Raw genomic sequence first — 21,706 nt, 5'->3', positions numbered from 1 at the left:
GCAGGTAAATTTCTTCTTTTAATTATGCTGCTAGGCTCTGCTATGGTTCAGGGCCAGGAACTGAACTATCTAGACAGTTTGAGAACAGTTTTTAGAACGCAACCCGAAATGCGTAAAAATCCTGAATTGTTACTCAGTATAGCCAGTGAAGTAAAGTTCCCTGATAGTGCAATCTATTATAGTCACCTGGCATTAGAGGTCCTTGATTCTAATTCTTCTAAACAACTTTTACAAAGAGCCTATAAAATTCAGGGAGCTAACTGGAGATTGATAGGAGAGTATGAAAAATCTCTGGATTATCTCTTCAAAAGTATTGCAATAGCAGAATCTTTGAATGATCCCCTTTTATTGGGAGCTACAAATGTTGAAATTGGGAATACTTATTCAGAAAGTGGGAATTTTATTTATTCTGCCACTTATTTTGATCGCGGTCTCGATTATCTTAGGAAAGCAGAGGACACTTTATTTCTGGGGATGGCATTATATAATGTTGGTGATGGTCTCTTTGATAAAGGGGAGTTAGATTCTTCCCTGGTTTATACACAGGAAGCAAGGGAAATTTTTAAAAAATACAATAGAGATCTATACGAAGCCTACAGCCTTGGAAATCTTGGAAGAATATATGCGGGAAAAGGAGATAGCAGGAGAGGTGAGAGTTATCTTAACCAAGCAATCTCAATTTTGGAGGAGGTAAAGGATTATAGTGCGATCACTGACTTTTTGTTGTCTATGGCAGAGGTCCAGTTTGATAGGGAAAATTATGATTTGGCCATTGAATACGCAGAAAGAAGTTTAAAGGCAGCCGAAACCCATGAACTTAAACGTGATCTCGAAAATGTACATCTTTTGTTGTCCACCCTTTACGAACGTTCAGGAAATATACCACAGGCATTTGACCATTTCAAACAATATGTAATCTATAAAGACAGTATAAGAAATATTAAATCCATAGAAGAGATGGCCAATCTTCGATCAGATTTTGAGATTGCCCAAAAGCAGATAGAGGTCGATCTCCTGAGTGAACGAGAGGCAAATCAACGTAATGTGGTCATTGCAGTAAGTGTGGCCTTATTCCTTATTGCGCTACTGGCATTTGGTTTATACCGGCGCAATAAACATATAGGAAGGACCAAAAAGGTCATAGAAAGAGAAAAAAGCAGGTCCGATCTTCTCTTGCTGAATATTCTTCCACAGGAGACGGCAATGGAGTTAAAAGAACAGGGGAAAGTAAAGGCCAAGCGTTTTGAGGCGGTGACCGTTCTTTTTACCGATTTTCAGAATTTCACCCATTTCTCTGAAAATCTTTCTCCGGAAGAATTGGTTAAAAGCGTGGATTTTTATTTCTCAAAATTTGATGAGATCGTAGAACAACACGGGCTTGAAAAAATTAAAACTGTTGGTGATGCTTATATGTGTGCTGCCGGAGTTCCTTTTCCTGTAGAGGATCACGCGGAAAGAATGTTATCTGCTGCCTGTGATATGCTTGCTTTTGTAAAGGAAGCGAAAGAATTAAAAACAGAGAAAGAAACCCGTTTCGATGTTCGGATAGGGATAAATTCAGGTCCTGTGGTGGCAGGAGTGGTTGGCAGGAAGAAATGGGCATATGACATCTGGGGTGACGCGGTCAATATTGCTGCGCGTATGGAAAGCTGTTCCCAATCTGGAGAGATCAATATTTCAGAAAACACCTATGAATTGATCAAGGACAAATTCCATTGTCATTACAGGGGAGAAATAATGGTCAAGAACAAAGGGATGATGAAGATGTACTTTGTAAAGGGAAGAAAACATGAGACCCAGGTAAATGTTGCCTGAGCGAACTCTCACCTTCAGTAACATTTATTTCCTTTTATCGTATTAGAAGAAATAATTGAACATTTATGAGAAAAATTTTCTTCCATTTGGCAACTGTGATGGTCATGGTTGCCTGCACTCCTATGAAACCCGCACTTTCAGTTGCAGATACTACGGCATTTCCTGTAAAAGGCAGGCAGGGGTTATTGATAAAGCAAAAAATTAGTTTTGGGGATTATCAGACTTCTGTAGTTAAACGCTCCTGGACCCGAAGTGGTAACACAAGAGTCGATCTCCTCTCCGGACAACCTCATGATCCAAATTATCCCAATCTTATAGCGATGGATTATGCAGACAGTGATCAATCTTTCTATTTTATTATGAAAGACTTCTTTGGTAATGCGGCAGATGTTTATGCAGTGTCCCGGTTTCATTCAGAAGACTTGCAGATTGGAGACAATCCTAATTCTGTGATCAATATACTTGAAGACATTTTTGGTGGCTCCGGATATTCTGAAAATCTTTTTTACCTCCAAATATTTCTAAATGAGGACACCACTCCCTGGCAACTGGTCCTGGATAATGAAGCAGCTCAAAGGTTTGCCGGTGAATACACGGGATTTTTTGCTCTGAATAACAAAGAATTTTACACCCTAATGCCCATTACCCATCTCGACGGAAAAAAAGGCCCTCAAAAAATCATAGCGGGCTCAATAGGCTATGAGATATTTGACAGCAATGGGAAATCTGTTGCTGCTGTATCTTTAGTTGACAACGGGGAGGTATATCTTCATACAAAAGATCCTTCGGAAAGACTTTTGCTTTCTTCCCTTTGTGCCGCCCTTCTCCTGCAGGAAGACATTGCTGATGCCGGGATCTAAGTATTTATCATAATTTTTTTTATCTTTAGAGGGAGGAGCAGTTCCTTTCTTCCCCCTTCCTGCTTTTATTCCCCCTGCAACAGCTTTTAGAATTGATAACCAATCAATAGTAATATCATGAAAAAAGAGACTAAGGAGGGAATTTCCCGGAAGAAGTTTTTAAAACAGGTAGGTTTAGGATTTGGAGCGCTGGGAACGGGTATTTTCTTTCCCGGAAGCCTTTCTGCAGCAGGTTTTCTTTCCGGAAAAGCCACAAGTTCAAAAAAGGTAATTGTTGTTGGAGCCGGGTTGGCAGGTCTTGCGGCAGCACGCGAATTGAAATCCAATGGGCATGAAGTAGTCATTCTTGAAGCCCGGGAACGGCCTGGAGGAAGAGTATCTACGCTAAGAAAGCCATTTCCCGATGGAATTTATGCGGAAGAAGGAGCAGCAGCATATTCCGAAAATTATACAGAAGCTCTAAAGCTTATCAACGAATTCAACTTTGAGAAAATTCCATGGACGATGCCCGAGGAAGGTATCATTTATCATCTCAATGGAAAGAGAATAGTTAGTAAAAAAGGAGAAATTTTTAACTGGCCTTATGAATTGAGTGAACAGGAACAGGGGAAAGATCCTTTCTCCCTGGTAAAGATGTACATAATTGACACTCTGCCGAAAGAATCAGGTATGCCCGATCTATGGAATAAAGCCCCTGTAGTTAATTTCGACAAGTTATCCCTTGCCGAATACCTTCGCAAGCAGGGTGCCAGTGAAGGTGCTATAGAGTTGCTGCAAAATACCATGTGGTTTGCTGCAGCACCCGAGGGCACCTCGGGACTTTCCATGGCGATGTCCGATTTTGGGTTGTTTATGGGAGGGATGCCTTTTATTCTTAAAGGAGGTAATGACCAACTTCCCAAAGAAATGGCTAAAAAGCTGAAAGAAGACCTGCATTACGGGGTGGAGGTAAAAACTATTGAGGATTTAGGAGAGAAGGTGAAAATTTCTGCGGTAAAAAAGGGAAATAATACCACTTTTGAAGCAGATGAGGTCATTGTAACTCTACCGGTAAAGGTCCTTAAAAAAGTGACGTTTAAACCCGCTCTTTCCGCAGCAAAATTTAAGGCTATTGAAGAAATGCCGGTACTCAACCTAACAAGGGTCTTTCTTGAAGTGGATCAACCCTTCTGGCGCCAAGAGGGAGTGACAGGCCTGGTTTTTTCAGATTTGCCGGTGATGCAGGTGAATGCCTATACTAACGCTAATAATGTGGAAAAAGGTCCTGCCGTGCTGGAGAGTTATGTAGTTGGTGAACGTGCAGAGACCCTTGGTGAAATGGAGGAGCAGGAGGCAATTGATCAACAGTTACAGGAAATGGGAAAAGTATTTCCAAAAGTGCAGGAACATTTCACAGAAGGTTATGTAAAAGCCTGGAGTGAGGATCCATATGCCCTGGGTGGTCCCAGCTGGCCTGCGCCGGGAGATGTAACGGCCTATCTTGAAGATTTACAGGCTCCTCATGGAAAAATTCATTTTGCAGGGGAACATACCAGCATTTTGAGAAGTACTATGGAAGGCGCTTTGCGTTCAGGACTTCGGGCGGCACGGGAGGTGCAGGAAGGTTAAACATTGTTTAAAAGGAGACTGCCGGCAAAGTAGGTGACGGCATGCCCCGCAACTTCTATGCGATCTTCTTTTAAGGTGCAAAATAATTCGCCCCCTCTTTCTGAAAGCTGCCGTGCTTTCATTTTACTCCTGCCCAGCTTTTTACTCCAGTAGGGGATAAGGGAACAGTGGGCAGAACCTGTTACGGGATCTTCAAAAACTGAAGCTCCCGGGGTGAAGAAGCGTGAAACAAAATCGCATTCATCTCCCGGGGCAGTCACAATAACGCCTCCTGTACCTAATTCAAGTCGGTCAAAGTAATTCCGGTTGATTTGGATTTCTTTTATGATATTTTCTGAAGGAAAAACCAGGACAAAATCCCGGGCTTTTAAAACTTCAACAGGTTGTAAATTCAAAGAATCCTTCAGGAGCAAGGGCATTCCATGAGGCGTCGGATCACGGTTTGGTAGGTCCAGAAGATACCTGGAATCTTTAAAAGAAACTGTAATCTTTCCGCTACGGGTATCAAAAATGATATTTTTACCCGAAAATTTTTTGATGTTTTTGATCACATGGGCTGTTGCAAGGGTGGCATGGCCGCAAAGGTCCATTTCCATTTCGGGTGTAAACCATCTAAGTTTAAATCCGGGTCCTTCTTCCATGTAGAAAGCCGTTTCTGCGACTGCGTTCTCTCTGGCTATTTTAAGCAAAAGATCATCCGGAAGCCATTTTTGAAGGGGTATGACGCAGGCGGGATTTCCCGCAAAAGGATCTTGTGTAAAAGCGCTGACCTGAAAAAGTTCCAACTCCATAAACCTGCTAAATTTCTTTCATAATTTCTGAGAAAAGCCGGTAAGAATGTACCCGGTCTTCATGAGCAAAAATATGAGATGCGACCATCACTTCATTAACTCCTGTTTCCTGTAAAAATTTTTGTGTCTTTTCTTTTACAGTTTCTTTACTTCCAATAAAAGCATATTTAAGCATCCTTTGGAAAGCAGGATTAGCAGCCAGTTCTCTCAATTCTGAAGTCATTTTTACAGGCGGTTGCATATAGTCAATGTTGCCGGTCATTACCCCCAACATCATTCTTATGAGGGTAGTGGAGATCTTTTCGGCTTCTTCATCGGTATCGGCTGCGATTACATTGATACACCCTATGGTATAAGGTTTGTCCAGAAATTCGGATGGTTGAAATTTATTGTAATAGATATTGAGTGCCTCAAACAACTGGGCAGGTGCAAAATGACTGGCAAAGGCATAGGGAAGACCTTTCTCTGCGGCAACATGAGCACTGTCTGTACTGGAACCCAGCACATAAATAGGTATTTCTACCCCTTCTGCAACCGTAGCACGCACCTGAGCCTTATGATTTTTGACTGAAAAGTACTGCTGAATCTGGCTTATTTCTTCCGGGAATTTATAAACGGCTTGCATCCGGTCACTGCGAATAGCGTGGGCAGTCACCTGGTCGGTACCCGGAGCTCTCCCCAAACCCAGGTCAATGCGATTAGGGTAGAGGGAACCCAGGGTACCAAATTGTTCAGAAACTATAAGAGGAGAATGGTTAGGGAGCATAATACCGCCGCTACCTACTCTTATCCTTTTAGTGCCACCGGCTATATAACCTATAAGAACGGCAGTTGCAGAGCTGGCGATGCTTTTCATATTATGATGTTCTGCCAGCCAGAAGCGTTTAAAGCCCATCTCTTCTGCCTTTATTGCAAGATCCAGACTATTCTCAAAAGTTTGCTTAATAGTATTCCCCGCTCCAACACTTGCCAGCTCAAGAATAGAATAAGGAGTGGGCTTTTTTTCTTTTTGCATATTTCATTTCAATTCTTCTTCAAAGTTCGGCAATAATGAGAGGCTATCAAAGTAAAGCCCGGTATATCCAAGGCTAATTTATAAGGTTGTTTTCCGGAAGTTTAGGAAAAAACGGATCCCAGTAATAATGAATGGTTTAAATAACAATTCCGAAGGAATTTACTTACGATATTTAAATGGGGAGGGGGCTTTAATTTGTTAAAAAAATGGAAGTTAGAGTAGGTTTTTATTTATTTGCAGCCCAGTTGATTAGCTAAAAAAATCTGATAAAATGGTTTAAATGATCGACAAAATACCTAAAAGGTTGTGGCATTTACAATAAATCTCCTAACTTACAGGATAAAAAGGTCCCAGAACGATTATATTTTGCATAGAGCTACAATTACAAATCCCTGCTTTGAGATCTTTGAAGCACTTCCATTCCCGTGTCTGCTTCTTGAGCCGGTACAGGGGGAGTGGAGCAGGGAAGAACTGGTACAACTTATCAGATCTTCGGCAGATGAAGTAGATAAGATCATTGGTAATATCATCAAAAAAAACAGAAAGCATTGAAAACTAACAGGGAGTTGGAAATACTTATTGTAGAAGACGATCTCATAATCTCCCGACTCCATAAATTCAGTTTAAAAGGGGCTCTTAAAAATGATATTAAGATAGTAGGGAATGGAAGGGAAGCTCTGAGTTATTTAGATGAGGTGGCCGAAGAAAAACAAAAGATCCTTGTGTTGCTCGATCTCAATATGCCGGTGATGAATGGATGGGATTTTCTGGAAGCCTGCCATACCCGCCCCTATGCAAACCAGCTGGTTGTTATGGTAGTGACTTCTTCCTTATTTAGACACGATAACAAAAGGGCACTGGACTACCCAAGAGTAATGGGATTTTATTCCAAGCCTCTAAGAAAAGAACATATTCCGCAGATCCTGGAACATCCGGAAGTTGCTCCCTTGATTTCCTAACCCTTACCTAATAACTTTCTTTTCTTAGGACTTCCAGCGGTGGACTTTTGATCACGCTAATGCTATTGGTAAGGCCAATGATCATTACAAGTAATGTGATTCCGGGAAACAGGATAAGGAAGGGGAACAGGGAAGGGACAAAGGTAGCGTCGAACAGCAGCCAAGCCAGCAATAAACTGCTAATGAACGATAACAGGATACCCGATAATGTTCCCAATACCCCCAGGTAAAAATATTCCAAAGCAAGGATCTTCAGGATCTGTTTGCTGCGGGCTCCCATAGTTCGCAGAAGAACACTTTCCCTGATCCTTTGAAATTTACTGGTTCGTACTGCTCCCAATAAAACAATAATTCCGGTAAGGATACTGAAGAAAGCCATAAAGTTAATGAGCCATGCGATCTTATTAAGAATTTCTTCTACCACTCTAAGGACCTGCCGTAGGTCTATAATAGAAATATTTGGGAACAGGCTTACCAGTTGCTGTTGTAAAGCTGCAGAAGCTGCTTCATTTTCCACTTTAGTAGTAATGACCCTGAATTGAGGCGCAGACTCCAGAACTCCTTTAGGGAAAACAATGGAAAAATTTGGTTGCATCTGGCTCCAGTCAACTGTTCTTATACTTCCCACTTCCGTATTCATGATCACTCCCTGAACATTGAAGGTTAGACGATCTCCTACTTCTACCACTGCATCTTCGGCAAAATTATCGCTGATAGAAATTGGAATAAGATTGGTAGCTTCCACTTCTGCAGTCCAGTTTCCCGAAGAGAGAACCTCAGAATTCGTAAGAGAATCCCTGTAGGTCACCCTAAACTCGTGGTTGAGTACCCACCCGTTAATATCAGATAAAGAATCCCCACGAATTTCATTTACACTGCGTCCCTTGATGCTTTGTACACGCATGGTAACAATGGGAATGTCATCAATGACTTTGCTCCCGTTATCCCGGATGGTTTTGGTTACATTGGATTCCTGACCCCTCTGCACGTCCAGCAGGATCATATTAGGACTATTGCTTTGGGAATCCAGCGAGGCCTGGGCAAGAAGGATGTCCCTGGTAAAGTACAGGGTACTGATCAAAAATGTACCTACCCCAATGGCCAGCACGAGAGTTAATGTTTGATTTTGGGGTCTAAAGAGGTTCTGTAAACTTTGTCTCGCAGGAAAGCCCCAGCTAGTGGGAAAATTTTCCCGAATGACTTTCATAAAGAGTTTAGCAATTCCGGCAAGAATTGCAAAGGTGACTATTATTCCCAGAACAAAAGCCAGGGAATACCTCCAGTCCTTTAATAACCAAAACGAGAAGAACAGAATAAAAAGGAATATTGCAGAAAGGACTGCAATTTCTGCCTTTCCCGATCTTTTATTACTACTGCTACGCGCTCTAAGGGTTTCTAACGGTGAAACATATAAGGTGCCAATCAAAGGAATTAGTGCGAACAAAACCGACATGAGCACTCCCAGGAGAAGTCCCATAAGAATGATCTGCAGGTCAAAATTTATCTGCACATCCACCGGTAAAAGATCTCCCAGTAACAACGGAAATAACTGTTGTAAAAGCAATCCTGCGATAGTCCCTAAAATTCCTCCTAAAAATCCCATGCCTGCAATTTGAAGCAAATAGATCATGAAGGACTGCTTTTTGGTGGTGCCAAGGCATTTAAGAATTGCCACAGCCTTTAATTTGCCTTTGATGTAGATATTTATTGCACTTGCAATTCCCACGCAGCCTAAGAGCAAGGCTATAAAAGCTACGAGATTGAGAAATTTCCCAAAATTTTCATAGCGCTTTCCTAACCGCTCACTGGTGGAGATGTGAGTGTCCAGATCGGCATCAAACTCTTCCAGTCGGTCATCAAGCTTTTCATCCAGCTGTTCCAGGTCAGTACTGGGATCCTTAAAATAAAATTCATAATTAATCCGGCTACCGGTCTGTACCAAACCGGTTTTCTCGATGAAATCATAAGAGATTATTGCAGGGGGTGCCAGCGAACTAAAAAAGGCATTACTTCCCGGAACAGATTTTAAAGATCCCAATATTGGAAGGGTGACTTCCCCAATTTTGATCTGGTCTCCGGGCTGCAACCCCAGTTGTAGCATTGCTGTGGCATCGAGAAGTACTCCTCCTTTTTTTTGAAACTGCTGTGCTGCATTGGGAGGAGTTGTTTCCATGTCTCCGTAAAATGGAAAAGAACCCTCTATTCCACGAACCTGCACGAGTTTGGTGCTATTTTTTCCGGGAAAAGCAGCCATGGAACTAAAGCTTATTTCCCGTGCCTGTGCTCCCCCAAGAGAATCTATAATGGCGGTGACTTGAGGTGTAGGCTCCTGGTCCATATTGATCTTGAAGTCGGCGCCCATCATAGCTTTTGACTGCAGAGCGATGTTTTGCTTAAGATTTTCTCCAAAGGATTGAATGGAAACTACAGCGGCAATGCCAAGGACTATGGAAGCCATGAACAAAATAAGTTTGCGACTGCTGGCTTTCCCATCCCGCCAGGCCATTTTTAAAAGCCAGCCAAAGGAGGTCTTTGTTCTAGTGCTGTTCATGCGCTTCAATAATTTTTCCGCCTTTTAGACGCAGGATGCGCTGAGTCATTCTTGCCAGGTCAAGATCATGGGTTACGATAACCAGAGTAGTACCGGCTTCTTTATTAAGTTCAAAGAGAAGTTTGATGACCTTTTCCCCCGTCTCTGCGTCCAGGTTGCCGGTGGGTTCATCTGCAAAGAGAATGGAGGGACGGTTGGAGAAGGCTCTTGCCACGGCCACTCTTTGTTGCTCCCCTCCGGAAAGCTGGGAAGGATAATGATCAAATCTTCCTCCCAATCCTACTTTTGTAAGCAATTCTTTTCCTACTTCCGAGGCATTCTTCGCCCCCTGTAATTCCAGTGGAACTGCCACATTTTCAAGAGCAGTAAGCGTAGGCAGGAGCTGAAAATCCTGAAACACAAAACCAACCTTTCGGTTTCTCAGGACAGCGCGTTCATCTTCAGACAGATGCCCCAATTCTGTCCCGCAAAGTTCAATACTACCCGAATCCGGCCTGTCCAAACCCGCACAGAGCCCCAGGAGAGTAGTTTTACCGCTCCCAGAAGGACCTACTATGGAAAAAGTTTCCTTTTCTTCAATATCAAAACTAATATCGTGAAGCACAGTGAGCTTTTTGGAGCCGCTGTTATAGCTTTTCTCCAGGTTGCGCACGTTTAATATCTTTGTCATTCTTACCTGTCTTTCAAAAAAAGGCAAAGTAAGAAATGATTTTCATTTGAACTCCAATGCTATGAGAAACCTAGTCTATTTATCTTTTTTAACCCTGCTGTTATTTTCTTCCTGCGGAGAAGCTTCAAAAAATGAAACCAATGCTGAAATAGAAGCCGAAGAATCTGAAGAAACTGAAAAGGATACTTCTAAAGACACAAAAACAATTTTATTTTTTGGGGATAGTCTCACTGCTGCCATGGGCCTCGATCCTGCTGAAGGATTTCCTGCCGAAATTCAGCAGAAAATAGACTCGATTGGTCTTAATTATGAAGTTGTGGATGCCGGACTTAGCGGAGAAACAACTGCGGGAGGAAGAAACAGGATACAGTGGGTGCTAAACCAAAAGGTGGATGTTTTTGTTCTGGAACTGGGGGCAAATGATGGTCTTAGGGGAATTCCTGTTCAGGAGACAAGACAGAATTTGCAGGCGATCATCGATATTGTGAGAGCGAAAAATCCTAATGTAGAGATCATTCTTGCCGGCATGCAGGTTCCACCAAATTTAGGTCAGGATTATACCGAAGAATTCAAAAATGTCTTTCCCGAGCTGGCACAGGAGAACGACCTGCACCTTATTCCGTTTCTCCTGGAAGGAGTAGCCGGAAATCCTTCCCTGAATCAACAGGACAGGATACATCCCACCGAAGAAGGTTACGACATTGTTGCCGAAAATGTTTGGACAGTATTGGAACCGGTTATTAGTGATCAGTGATTAGTGATAGGTGGTCAGTGGTCATTGAACGGAGCGGTATCTATAAGTAAGTTGAGACAAAGAGGTTTGATCTTGAAATCTTAAACCTTAGATTCTTCCTCGGGGTGAATTCCTTTTTCTATTTTTTCTTCAGCCCATTCTGCTTCTTCTTCCTCAACTCCTTCAGTATGCCCGTTGAGGTTTTGTTTCTCCGGTTCATAAACAAGTTTAATGTAAATAGGGAAGTGGTCAGATCCTATGCTTTCCAATCTTTTCAACTTCTGCAGTAAGAAGTCACTACTATGGAAGACATGGTCCAGGGGCCATCTGAATATCGGATACTGGGCGTGAAACGTGTTATAGAAGCCCCTCCCGATCCTGGGATCTAAAAGGCCACTCAGTCTCATGAACAGTTCGGTTGTACGGGACCAGGCGACGTCATTAAGATCTCCAAAAACAAGGGTGGAGTTTTTTCCATCGATCTCTTTTCCCACAAGTAAAAGTTCCGCATCACGGTTTGTTGAAGTGTCATCTTCAGAAGGACTTGGAGGCTTGGGGTGCAAACAATGAATTTTTACTTTTTCCCCGCTGCGCAATTTTACCTTCCCGTGGATCGAGGGTATTTCTTCAGAAATGAGATACTTTATGTCAATGTTGCTGAGTTCCAGTTTAGAATAAAGATGCATGCCGTAGAGATTCTTTAAAGGGATCTTTACGGTGTGAGGATATTCGTCTTCAATAACTTCAAGTTCTTTTTCCCAAACCTCGTCGGTTTCCAGGGTTAAAACCAGGTCGGGATTTTCCCGGTTGATAAGGTGAATAAGCTTTTGATATTTTGTATTGGTGGTAAGAACATTGCTAACGAGTATAGAAATCTGTCTTTTTTCATCATTCCCTTTGTACTTTTTTACTTGCTTCTTTGCAAAAAATGTATAGGGATAGATTTTTACAGCCTGGTATACAAAACTGCCTATGAGCAGCAGCAGCATTAGGATTTCCAAAAAAGAACTAAAGTCAAAGATGGCAGCACAATAAATTATAAAGAATAAAATTATGGTGCTGATTTGTAATCTTGGAAAATCAAAATCTCTCACCCACCAGTTGTCCAGCTTGGAAATAGATGCTATTGTGGGAAGAAGTGCTAGAAAACTTAATATAAATGCAATAATCTCGGGGCTACTCATATTTGTATGCTACGGGCACTTCAAATATACAGTTTTGAGAATAATATAAAGCAGCTGCAGCATTAATCCTGGGAATTTTCCAGGAAGCTTTCAAGTATCTTTTTGAAGTTGGGCAACAAATTTTATAAAAAGTAGCGAAAAATAAATGCAATTACGGGAAACCGTAAAAAATGTTTCCCGTTATAGCTTAACTTTGAATTAACAAATAAAATTCATTTTTTAAAACCGGTAATGTTCAAGAAAGTTTTAGTTGCGGAGGATATGGACAGCATCAATATTGCAGTTGCAGCGGTGCTTAAGGACCTGGGGATAGAACAAGTAGAACATGCGCAGTATTGTGACAAAGCCAGGATCCTTGCCAAACAGGCACTTTCAACAGGAGAACCTTTTGACCTCCTGATCTGCGACCTATCCTTCAAAAACGATCATAGGACTGAAAATATTAAATCGGGTAAGGAATTGATAAGTGTTTTAAAACAGGAAGATCCTAATCTAAGGGTTTTGATCAATTCTGTTGAAGACCATCCACAGACGGTACGCAGCCTTTGGGACTCCGGAAATATTGACGCTTATGTGTGTAAGGACCGCAGAGGACTTAAGGATCTTGAGGAAGCCATTATAGCTTTAACCCGGGGAGAGGCATACAACTCCAAAGGCATTGAAAACGTCTTGAACAGGGACAATATTTTGATGCTGAAGGATTGGGATATGGAATTGCTTACGGCTATAGCTACAGGTTTAACACAGGAAGAAATTCAGGAAAGTTTTAAAAAACGCGATATTTCTCCCAACAGCAAAAGTTCTATTGAAAAGAGATTAAAGGAACTGCGGGAAGAATTTGCCGCTAATACTACCCCTCATTTAATTGGTATACTAAAAGATCTAAAAATATTATAGTTAAGGCAAGAGCCGCCTCGAATTGATGTAACTCCGAGAATGTAGGGTAATCGGATAGTTTTTCAAAGGGGCGGTTTGTCTTTTGTCATTTTTCTCCTTTCTTCATACGAGGCACTAATTTCCGGATGCCGGGAACCAAAATTCTGATATAAACGCATATCTCTCTCACAAGTACTTCATTTTTACTGTCTACCTGTTTTTTGATACGCCCGTTACTCTTTTTGAGTCGTCTACATCTTTCCCATTAAAAGAGGAATGTAATGCCACTACTTTTATATCAATAAATCAAATTATTAACTCAAAAACTTAAACAATGAAAACGCTGATTTTTTATTTGGTATTGGTGCTGATGGGGGGAGTCGTAAAGGCACAGGAGATTACAGAACTTAAAGAAACAAAGGTAGGATTCGCACCTTTTTCTTCAGAAATGACCAGAAGTGGAAATAATTTTACTTTTAATGTGAAAGAAAATTATGTGGGAGAATTTCAACAGGATCCGGTGTTATTTTTAGAAAATAATCTGAATGTAGAAAAACTTCTTTCTGAGATTGAGGGAAAGGGAATACATTCCTATAACGTTACCCTTACCAGTAGCAGAGGTATTTTACAAGCCGATTTTAACGCGGAAGGGAAGCTGGTAAAAACATCATCAAGATTTAAGAACATTTTGCTTCCCAAAGAATTAAGACATCAACTTTACCGGGATCATAAAGGATGGGCGATGGTTAAAAATGTACATATTGCCCGCGGCAGTATGGGGGAAATCAACAAAGAATTCTACAGAGTAAAACTCCAAAATGGAAAGCAGCGAAAAAATGTCACTCTTGAAGCTCCTCTTCGGGCAATAGAAGTTGCTGGAAATTAAAGCTATGGCATATTGTTCCTGCCGCCATCAAACGCCCCTGCCGTTTGATGGTTTTTTGATGGGAAACGTTCAACCGGTGCAAATAAATTTTAAATTGGGTATCTAAATCCTGAAGTATGAGGGCATTGGTAATAGATGATGAAGAACTTGCACGGCGACGGTTGCTGAATTTACTTGAAGAAATTCCTGCTATCGAAGTAATCGCCGAATGTTCTAATGGCAAATCGGCTATAAAACAGATCAATACTGAAAAGCCGGATCTCATTTTCCTCGATATCAATATGAAAGATATGAATGGATTTGAGGTACTGCAAAAAGTAGAAATTGATCCTAAACCAGTGGTGATCTTTGTGACAGCCTATGACAGTTATGCTACCCGGGCCTTTGATGTAGAAGCTTTTGATTTTCTTCTCAAGCCATTTAAAGATCAGCGATTCTTTAAGACCATTGACCGTGTCCTTAAAACATCCAGAAATGAAGCAGATTTCCTGTTTGAAAAAAGGTTTGGGGAGCTATTTGCCATTTATTCGGGCGCAGTTGATAATAGGAAGATGGTAACTAAAATTCCGGTTAAACAGGGTAATAAAACTTTGCTTATCGATCCTGCGAATATCTACTACATCATAGCTTCGGGCTATTATGCCGAAATTTATACAACTTCAGGAAAGTACGTGCTGCGGGAGTCACTAACAAACCTGGAAGAGCAGCTTTCAGAAAACACTTTTTTCAGAATTCACAGGTCAACCATAGTAAATCTGCACCAGGTGAAGGAGATTGTGCATTCAGATTATTCTGAAGTGGACGCGCGTATGAACGATGATAAATTGCTGCACATAAGCAAATCAAACAAGAAAGAGTTCTTAGAAAAACTCGGAATATAGCAATGAAAATCAAAAGATTTATCGATTTTAAACTGGTGTTGTTACTAGCCGGATTTTACGGCCTATTCAATCTGGTATATATCCTGAAAACATTTTATATGCTCCGGCATTTTCCACAAATGAAGATGATGTCGTGGTACGATTTTTTGGTGTTTAACATCTTCATAGACTGGTTGGTGGTGGTTTTTTACATGACCATTATTGCAATAAGCACAAAACGCTTTTTAAATAAAAATTATTCGTGGGTAAAGATCATTTCAATTCATGTGGTTTTTTCGATTCTTATTGGGTTCATAATCAGGTTGTTTTTTGACCTGTTTGGGATCCTTAGCGGGCAATTCTCCTTGCAGGATTACCAACTTGAGGAAAGTTTTAACCGTTTTGTTGCAGTAGTAGATCTTAATTTTCTCATCTACTTTGCCATGACTTTTATTATTTACACCTATTATTATGTAAGGCAGGTTAAAGAGGCAGAACACCATAGGGCACAACTTGAGACCCAGCTTGTAAATACAAAAATGAAAATGCTTTCCTCACAGTTGCAACCTCATTTTTTATTCAATACCCTCAATAGTATTGCGGTGCTGGCAGATATTGATAAAGAATTGGCTAAAGATACTATTGCAGATCTAAGCGATTTTCTAAGAGAGATCCTCTACAGTGGGGAAGAAAATGAAATCCCGCTTGAAAAGGAACTCAGAACCCTTGAATATTATCTCAATATTTTAAATGTTCGTTTTTCTGATCATTTGATCATCCGGAAAGAAATAGATGAAGGTTTGCTTTCCAGGAAGGTTCCCGCACTAATTCTTCAGCCGCTTCTTGAAAATTCAATAAAACACGGATATTCTTATGATCATACCGATCTTGTTGTGGTGATCTCTGTTTTTGCCGAAGGAAAATATATGGTGTTAAAAGTAGAGAACAATGGGAAAGACCTTACTGCACCACAGGAAGAAATTATGGAAAAAGGAATGGGACTTTCTAATATCATTGCAAGGCTGCATAACCTATACGGGAATGACTGTAGTTTTATAATACGAAATAAGGGGCAGGAAGCCGGTGTTGAAACAGTAGTAAGGATTCCGCTTAGATAACAGAAGTTCCCACCCCCGTATTATTTCGTGATAACCATGGCTGCTATGGCCATAAGGGAAATGAGAAAGAAGAAAAGGAGAATTAGGAATGACCGGTTTGAGACCCCTTTGGATGCTTGTAAAGGTGTAAAATCGTTTAGAACCATAGTTTCAGGTGCGGGAGGATTTTGTTCAGAAACCTTTTTTATTCCCAATATTTTTGCCCTTTGTCCTTTTTCAGTAAGCTGTAGTCTGTCATTTTCAATGGAAATGAATTCTGATTTTATTAGATCGTTGAGGCTTTGAGTATATTCTGAAGATAAGATAACTGTGGCATCTCCATCTTCAATGAGCTGCAGTAGTTTATCTTTTATATCAGGTTCGCTTTCTTCAAGCGTTTCTAATGAAGGTGTTCTCAATATGTTGGGGCTTAAATACCTTGACAAAGATACGGTTAAGGCAGTATTAGTTTTTATTTATATATTTAATCTTTTGCATAAAAAATATAAATGAATTATACTTTACACCAGTTAAAGGTATTCTTACGCGTTAGCCAAACCTTGAGCATTACCAAAGCTGCGGAAGATCTTCATCTTTCCCAACCGGCAGTTTCTATTCAGATGAGGAATTTACAGGAGCAGTTTAATGTACCTATAATGGAGATCATAGGGCGCAAAGTATACATTACGGAATTTGGGAAAGAGATTGCAGGAGCTGCAGCAAGAATATTGGAAGAAGTGGAAGCGATCAACAACAAAGCAGCTGCCTTTAAAGTAGAATTGATAGGAAATTTAAGTTTTACTGCTGTTTCAACAGGTAAATACGTGATGCCTTATTTTCTATCAGATTTTTTAAAAGCTCATCCGGGCCTGGATCTCGTTCTGGATGTAACCAACAGAGCCAGGGTAATTGAGAGCCTTGAGAAAAATGAGGTTGATTTCGCCCTGGTTTCCCTCCTGCCAGGTCATATGCAGGTGGAACAGGTAGATCTAATGGATAACAGATTATTTCTGGTGGGCAACAACGAAGAATTTACCTCAAAAAAACAACCTCCGGATATTCTTTCGAGGGTGCCACTTATTTTTAGAGAAAGTGGATCCGGTACCCGCAAGGTGATGGAACGATACCTAACACAACACAATTACAACGTTAGCAGCCGGCTGGAGCTCACTTCCAATGAAGCTGTAAAACAAGCTGTGATTGCCGGTTTAGGGTACTCCATTATGCCACTTATTGGGATGCGAAATGAACTCAACAGGGGAGAATTAAAAATTATTCCCGTAGAAGGTTTTCCAATAAAATCTACCTGGAAACTTATCTGGTTAAAAGAAAAAAGACTTTCTCCTGCCGCCGCCGCTTATCTGGATTATATCCGGAAACACAAAGAGAAAATTATCCTCAGGTACTTTTCGGAATAATTTAAAATGTTTAGTCCTTAGAGTTGATCGGCATTATGGAAGAATAATTCAAAGCTGGTGCCTTTCTCAGGTTCACTTTCCACCTTTATCTGCGCATCGTGCTCTTCAAGAATGTTTTTTACAGAGCTTAATCCCACTCCCATCCCGTTTTCTTTTTTGGAGTAAAAGGCCTCAAAAAGATGTTCGATCTCATTTTCATTCATTCCATGGCCGTTATCCTTTATTCTAAGAACATATTCATTTTCCCTGGGTTCCACAGAGAGCTCAATAACTCCTTCCCCCGGCGTGGTGGCTTCGCTGGCATTAACAATAATGTTAAGCAAAGCGATTTGCAGTTTTTCCTTATCGGCCATGATGCTGAATGATCCTGAATAATTCTTCACAACCTTTATTCCCGCCAGGTAAATTCTGTCTGAAGCACTAATGATAGTCTGGTCCAGGATTTCAGCCAAATCCTCTTTCTCAAGAACTGCCGGCACATAATGGGAAGCATTCAGAAGGTTACTTACCAAATTATTCAGGGTCGTGGTACTTCGTTTCAGGATCTCGAAATATGGATTTAGCTCCTCCTTTTGTGTCTCGGGGATCTTTTGATTCATTACCTCTCCCACCATTCTTATACTGGCTAAAGGATTTCGCAGTTCATGGGCGAAGGTGCGGGCAAGCTCTCCCTGGATGGATAATTTTTCGGCCTTTAAAAGGGCCTTTTGCGTGTGTTTTTGATCGGAGATATTTCTTACCAACAGCACATACTCATCCACCCAGTTTTCATCCCTTCTCAGAAATATCTTACCTCTTACATTAAACCATTTCCAGGTAACTCCATTCAATTTTAGGCGCACCTCAATATCATATATTTGGTCACTCGAGGATTTAAGTAGTTTTTTATGCAGGTCCAGGATCTTTTCCCGGTCACGTGGATGGATGAAAGGTAATACTTCGGCAAGTCCTAAACTTTGTACTTTCTCTTTGGTGATTCCAGCTTCGGGTAAAAGGTCTTTATTGATATATTTTACACTAAAAGTATTAAGATTGATGATCATAATAACCTCCGGTGTGGTCTCTACCAGTTCCTTCTTAAAACGTAAGGACTCTTTTAAGGCCTCAGCTTCAGTCTTGGCTTTTGTTATATCTTCAATGGTTGTGATAAGCAAGTCCTGATTTTTTCGGGCAGTAACTCTAAACCAGTTATTGTATCCATCTTTTGAAAAAAAATACTCTTCGTCAAAAGGTTCACCCGTTATCATAACTTTTAGATAGGCATCGAAAATGCCCATTTCCACTCCATATTTTGAAGTCTCGAGATAGGATTTTCCTATAACATCATCTTGCAGGTACATTTCCCGCACAACCCTATTGACCCTTGCGAATTCAAAATCCTTAATTGATCCATCCCGGTCATATAATGTCTTTAGCACCGCAATTCCAAGGTTAGTAGTGTCAAAAACCGTCTGTAGTAATTCTTTAGACTGGCGCAAATTGTGCTGATTGTTCAACAGTTTCTCCTGCAATTTCTCTTCAGCTGTTTTGCCCTCTGTAATATTTCTAAATAACAGAGCCACCCTGTTACCCCCGGCCTTTCCAACCTTGAATAAATAGAGATCGAACCACCTTTGCAGAGTACCGGATCTTTCTTCGATCCGGATTGACCTCCCTGTTTTGGCAACCTCGCCTAATTTTTGCAAAACATTTTTGGTATATCCCGGTAAAACTTCTTCTACGGTTTTTCCTACTACATCTTTTAAGTTGGCCTGCAGCTCAAAGGATGGATTCACCTTAAGAAAAAAATAATCCACAGGATTATGATCCGGTGAAAAGATTACTTCAACCACGACAAATGCCTCATCTAAAGATTCGAGCAGGTGTTCATACTCATTTTTCCAAAAATTCTCTGCCACAGGTTCTTCCTCAAAATAATCTGATGGAGAAGCTGTCACGGCCAGGCTCAACATCAAATTCTCTTTCCCCTCCTTATAATGTCGGCTACAGAAAATGTAAGTAATCCAGATTCCATCTTTTCCACGGAAACGTATCGGGATTCCTGTAGAAAATTCATTGGTTAGGGAACTAAAGCAGGACAGGCAGGTTCCCCAGTCCTCAGGATGCACCAGGTCTTTAAAGAACCTTTTTTGCGGAACACCTTCACTGTACTGCTGTACCGAATGGCTCATATAATGTATGGAGTGATCCCGGAAATCGATCAGCAATAATAGTTGTTGATCATTGAGGAAATCGTAGGTTAGTGTAGAAGATTCAGGCGGCATAAAGGCTTCTTTTTAAAGACTTGTTTTTAAAGAGCATGGGGAAGCCCGTTGAAAAAACGATCACCACAAGATCCCGGGTGAAGGTATAAAATTCTGTGAAAAAAATGCTTAGTATAAAAGGGAACATTTTATTCCGTTTTAAGTGGGAAATCCGGTTCTAATTTGCTGTTTAAGATCTAATTAATTCGTAATTTTAATAACCTGACTTTTCGGGAGGTGCTGCAAAAGTCTTTGGAATTGTTCAGGTTAGGAACCAATTGCTGAAGCTCATGAAAACGAAAAAAATCACAGTAGAAACCCTGGTGCCACTACCTGTAGAAAAAGTGTGGACCCTCTGGACCACTCCGGAACATATCACCAAATGGAATTTTGCTTCCCCTGAATGGCATTCGCCAAAAGCTGAAAATGAACTGCATGCCGGTGGAAAGTTTAATTATCGGATGGAAGCAAAAGACGGGAGTGCCGGATTTGATTTTGAAGGCAGATATGAAGAGGTGACGCCTAATAAATACATCAAATATAAACTGGCCGATGGCCGGGTTGCAGAAGTTGTATTTAAACCTATTGATAATGCAACCTATATTGAAGAGACTTTTGATCCCGAAGTAGAAAACTCAATAGAAATGCAAAGGGATGGATGGCAGGCGATCCTTGAGAATTTCAGAAATTATGCCGAAAGAAATATTTAAGCTAAAACCCTTTAAAATGGCTAAACTTAATCCATATCTTAACTTCAACGGAAAGACTGAAGAAGCCTTCAATTTTTACAGATCTGTATTTGGTGGGGAATTCTCATTTTTGCAACGGTTTAAAGATACTCCTGAAGCAGGGAAAATTTCGGCAGAAGATGGTGAAAAGATCATGCATGTCTCATTGCCCATAGGTGAAAATACTTTAATGGCTACAGATGCCCTGAAGTCTTTTGGTCAAAAAGTTGAACCGGGAAGCAATATCTATATCTCTGTCCATCCCGATTCTGAAGCCGAAGCCAGAAAAATATTTGAAGGACTCTCTAAGGGCGGGAAAGTGGAAATGGAATTACAGGATACTTTTTGGGGAGCACTGTATGGAAGCCTTAGCGATAAATACGGAGTAAACTGGATGGTGAACTATGAAAAACCGAAGGAATCATAAGTTATCCTGAAGAGAAACAGTTATTTAGCCTTTTTGAAAGGCTTTCTAAGTGTGGTCTGGTAAAAGCGAGTACGAAAAAAGCCATCCTAAAATGGATGGCTTGAAAACAAAGAGACCTAAAGTGGCTTATTCAATAGGTAAAAGCACTGCATCGATAATATGTATGATCCCGTTTGAAGCAGAAATGTTAGCAGTTTCTATTGAAGCTGTGTTTCCCACTGCATGAATAGTGGCTTCAGGATCAACCGTAAAATTTACTCCTAAAAGGGTTTCGATATTTCTTTCTTTCATGGGAGGTACAACACTGTTGGCTGCGCGACGTCCTTCGACTACGTGGTAGAGCAGCACATCACGAACTAATTCCGCAGGTAAACCATCTATTCCACCAACCCCTGTGGCATCATACAGAGCAGCAAATGCGGCATCGGTAGGAGCAAACACGGTGTACTGATCTGTTCCGGTGCTAAACAGGGCAACCAGTTGGGTCTGTAATTCATCATCCACATAGGTGAGGGCTTTAAGCAATTCATTAAACCCGCTCTCCCCGGCAATTGTGGCAATAGATTTCTCCCCGGGTGCAGGAGCACCTTTTTTAGCAGCTGCTACAGCAGAAGATTCCAGATTAGCGACAGTAGATTCTGCCGGGATATTCAAATCTTCTCCGGAACAGGAAGAAATGAGTAATGAAAAAGCTGCCAGAACAAGTAAACGAAGCGACAACCCGGGTAGAGAAAATAATTTTGTTGTTTTCATAAGAACAAGAATTAAGTTTATAATGGTTTAAAAGTAAACAACTTATATTTAATTGTTTAAATAATTAACTTTTTATTTAAACAAATTATTTAATTATTCTTTCTTTGATATAAATTTGTGCAGTTATAACTTATAATATTTGATCAAGTGCCTCGATTGAACATGATGGCACCTTTTAAAATTCAATTTTTGAGCAGTATTAAAAATATCCTTCTGTAGTATTAAACTTCCG

At 40.7% G+C, this 21,706-nt stretch carries 21 protein-coding genes; 13 read left to right on the top strand and 8 right to left on the bottom strand.

The genetic code is table 11. From position 1 onward, the window contains the following. The first annotated feature begins 24 nt into the window (after positions 1-24). From CRO16_RS13250 to CRO16_RS13240, 3 genes are all read left to right on the top strand, one after another. Positions 25-1,815, top strand: a complete 1,791-nt coding sequence (locus CRO16_RS13250) for an adenylate/guanylate cyclase domain-containing protein (RefSeq protein ID WP_179670543.1) — start codon at positions 25-27, stop codon at positions 1,813-1,815. Positions 1,816-1,880: 65 nt separating this feature from the next. Then, positions 1,881-2,675 carry a hypothetical protein gene (locus CRO16_RS13245; RefSeq protein ID WP_097056876.1) on the top strand — a complete coding sequence of 265 codons (795 nt, stop codon included), beginning with the start codon at positions 1,881-1,883 and terminating at the stop codon, positions 2,673-2,675. Between the two features lie 117 nt (positions 2,676-2,792). After that, a complete protein-coding gene (locus CRO16_RS13240) occupies positions 2,793-4,283 on the top strand; it encodes a flavin monoamine oxidase family protein (RefSeq protein ID WP_097056875.1) in 1,491 nt (496 codons plus the stop codon). Here the strand turns inward: CRO16_RS13240 and CRO16_RS13235 are convergent. Then, complete coding sequence (locus CRO16_RS13235) at positions 4,280-5,074, bottom strand: PhzF family phenazine biosynthesis protein (RefSeq protein WP_097056874.1); 795 nt, start codon at positions 5,072-5,074, stop codon at positions 4,280-4,282. The two genes, CRO16_RS13240 and CRO16_RS13235, sit on opposite strands and share 4 nt — an antisense overlap. Before the next feature lie 7 nt (positions 5,075-5,081). Next, the gene (locus CRO16_RS13230; RefSeq protein ID WP_097056873.1) at positions 5,082-6,089 is read right to left on the bottom strand and encodes an LLM class flavin-dependent oxidoreductase; all 1,008 of its coding nucleotides are present in this window, start codon (positions 6,087-6,089) and stop codon (positions 5,082-5,084) included. A 306-nt stretch (positions 6,090-6,395) separates the two neighbouring features. Between CRO16_RS13230 and CRO16_RS13225 the strand changes: the two genes are divergently transcribed. Together CRO16_RS13225 and CRO16_RS13220 are read left to right on the top strand one after the other, a co-directional pair. Then, on the top strand, positions 6,396-6,641 hold the full coding sequence (locus CRO16_RS13225) for a hypothetical protein (RefSeq protein WP_097056872.1): 246 nt from the start codon (positions 6,396-6,398) through the stop codon (positions 6,639-6,641). Next, positions 6,638-7,048: a response regulator gene (locus tag CRO16_RS13220; RefSeq protein WP_097056871.1), complete on the top strand. Its 411-nt coding sequence runs from the start codon at positions 6,638-6,640 to the stop codon at positions 7,046-7,048. Before CRO16_RS13225 ends, CRO16_RS13220 begins: the two co-directional genes overlap by 4 nt. 7 nt (positions 7,049-7,055) lie before the next feature. Here the strand turns inward: CRO16_RS13220 and CRO16_RS13215 are convergent, their stop codons facing one another. Both CRO16_RS13215 and CRO16_RS13210 read right to left on the bottom strand, forming a co-directional pair. Then, positions 7,056-9,599 carry an ABC transporter permease gene (locus CRO16_RS13215; protein ID WP_097056870.1) on the bottom strand — a complete coding sequence of 848 codons (2,544 nt, stop codon included), beginning with the start codon at positions 9,597-9,599 and terminating at the stop codon, positions 7,056-7,058. Continuing rightward, positions 9,586-10,269, bottom strand: a complete 684-nt coding sequence (locus CRO16_RS13210; protein WP_097056869.1) for an ABC transporter ATP-binding protein — start codon at positions 10,267-10,269, stop codon at positions 9,586-9,588. Before CRO16_RS13210 ends, CRO16_RS13215 begins: the two co-directional genes overlap by 14 nt. A 61-nt stretch (positions 10,270-10,330) precedes the next feature. Here CRO16_RS13210 and CRO16_RS13205 point away from each other — a divergent pair, with 61 nt between their 5' ends. Continuing rightward, entirely contained in the window at positions 10,331-11,023 is a 693-nt protein-coding gene (locus CRO16_RS13205; protein ID WP_097057143.1) for an arylesterase, read from the top strand. Between the two features lie 80 nt (positions 11,024-11,103). Here the strand turns inward: CRO16_RS13205 and CRO16_RS13200 are convergent, their stop codons facing one another. Continuing rightward, positions 11,104-12,186 (bottom strand): endonuclease/exonuclease/phosphatase family protein, encoded by a 1,083-nt coding sequence (locus CRO16_RS13200; protein WP_097056868.1) that lies wholly within the window; start codon positions 12,184-12,186, stop codon positions 11,104-11,106. Between the two features lie 231 nt (positions 12,187-12,417). Here CRO16_RS13200 and CRO16_RS13195 point away from each other — a divergent pair, with 231 nt between their 5' ends. From CRO16_RS13195 to CRO16_RS13180, 4 genes are all read left to right on the top strand, one after another. Further along, on the top strand, positions 12,418-13,083 hold the full coding sequence (locus CRO16_RS13195) for a response regulator transcription factor (protein ID WP_097056867.1): 666 nt from the start codon (positions 12,418-12,420) through the stop codon (positions 13,081-13,083). 313 nt (positions 13,084-13,396) lie between these two features. Next, positions 13,397-13,948: a hypothetical protein gene (locus CRO16_RS13190; protein ID WP_097056866.1), complete on the top strand. Its 552-nt coding sequence runs from the start codon at positions 13,397-13,399 to the stop codon at positions 13,946-13,948. 116 nt (positions 13,949-14,064) lie between these two features. Continuing rightward, entirely contained in the window at positions 14,065-14,829 is a 765-nt protein-coding gene (locus CRO16_RS13185; RefSeq protein ID WP_097056865.1) for a LytR/AlgR family response regulator transcription factor, read from the top strand. A gap of 2 nt (positions 14,830-14,831) precedes the next feature. Continuing rightward, a complete protein-coding gene (locus CRO16_RS13180) occupies positions 14,832-15,926 on the top strand; it encodes a sensor histidine kinase (protein ID WP_097056864.1) in 1,095 nt (364 codons plus the stop codon). Positions 15,927-15,946: 20 nt separating this feature from the next. Here the strand turns inward: CRO16_RS13180 and CRO16_RS13175 are convergent, their stop codons facing one another. Then, positions 15,947-16,324, bottom strand: a complete 378-nt coding sequence (locus CRO16_RS13175) for a hypothetical protein (protein WP_097056863.1) — start codon at positions 16,322-16,324, stop codon at positions 15,947-15,949. Positions 16,325-16,414: 90 nt separating this feature from the next. Between CRO16_RS13175 and CRO16_RS13170 the strand changes: the two genes are divergently transcribed. Beyond that, positions 16,415-17,323, top strand: coding sequence for a LysR substrate-binding domain-containing protein (locus tag CRO16_RS13170; RefSeq protein ID WP_097056862.1), 909 nt, complete (start codon positions 16,415-16,417; stop codon positions 17,321-17,323). Positions 17,324-17,340: 17 nt separating this feature from the next. Here CRO16_RS13170 and CRO16_RS13165 read toward each other — a convergent pair whose 3' ends face one another. After that, on the bottom strand, positions 17,341-19,587 hold the full coding sequence (locus tag CRO16_RS13165; RefSeq protein WP_097056861.1) for an ATP-binding protein: 2,247 nt from the start codon (positions 19,585-19,587) through the stop codon (positions 17,341-17,343). 269 nt (positions 19,588-19,856) lie between these two features. Here CRO16_RS13165 and CRO16_RS13160 point away from each other — a divergent pair, with 269 nt between their 5' ends. Next, positions 19,857-20,276 carry an SRPBCC family protein gene (locus CRO16_RS13160; RefSeq protein WP_097056860.1) on the top strand — a complete coding sequence of 140 codons (420 nt, stop codon included), beginning with the start codon at positions 19,857-19,859 and terminating at the stop codon, positions 20,274-20,276. A gap of 16 nt (positions 20,277-20,292) precedes the next feature. Then, positions 20,293-20,721 carry a VOC family protein gene (locus tag CRO16_RS13155; RefSeq protein WP_097057142.1) on the top strand — a complete coding sequence of 143 codons (429 nt, stop codon included), beginning with the start codon at positions 20,293-20,295 and terminating at the stop codon, positions 20,719-20,721. Between the two features lie 126 nt (positions 20,722-20,847). Here the strand turns inward: CRO16_RS13155 and CRO16_RS13150 are convergent, their stop codons facing one another. After that, positions 20,848-21,474, bottom strand: coding sequence for a fasciclin domain-containing protein (locus CRO16_RS13150; protein ID WP_097056859.1), 627 nt, complete (start codon positions 21,472-21,474; stop codon positions 20,848-20,850). Positions 21,475-21,706: the final 232 nt, after the last annotated feature.

It is taken from the genome of Salinimicrobium sediminis (assembly GCF_900215295.1).
GTDB classification, from domain to species: domain Bacteria; phylum Bacteroidota; class Bacteroidia; order Flavobacteriales; family Flavobacteriaceae; genus Salinimicrobium; species Salinimicrobium sediminis.
The sequence above is the reverse complement of the archived record's forward strand: the minus strand, read 5'-3'. Positions and strand labels throughout refer to the sequence as shown.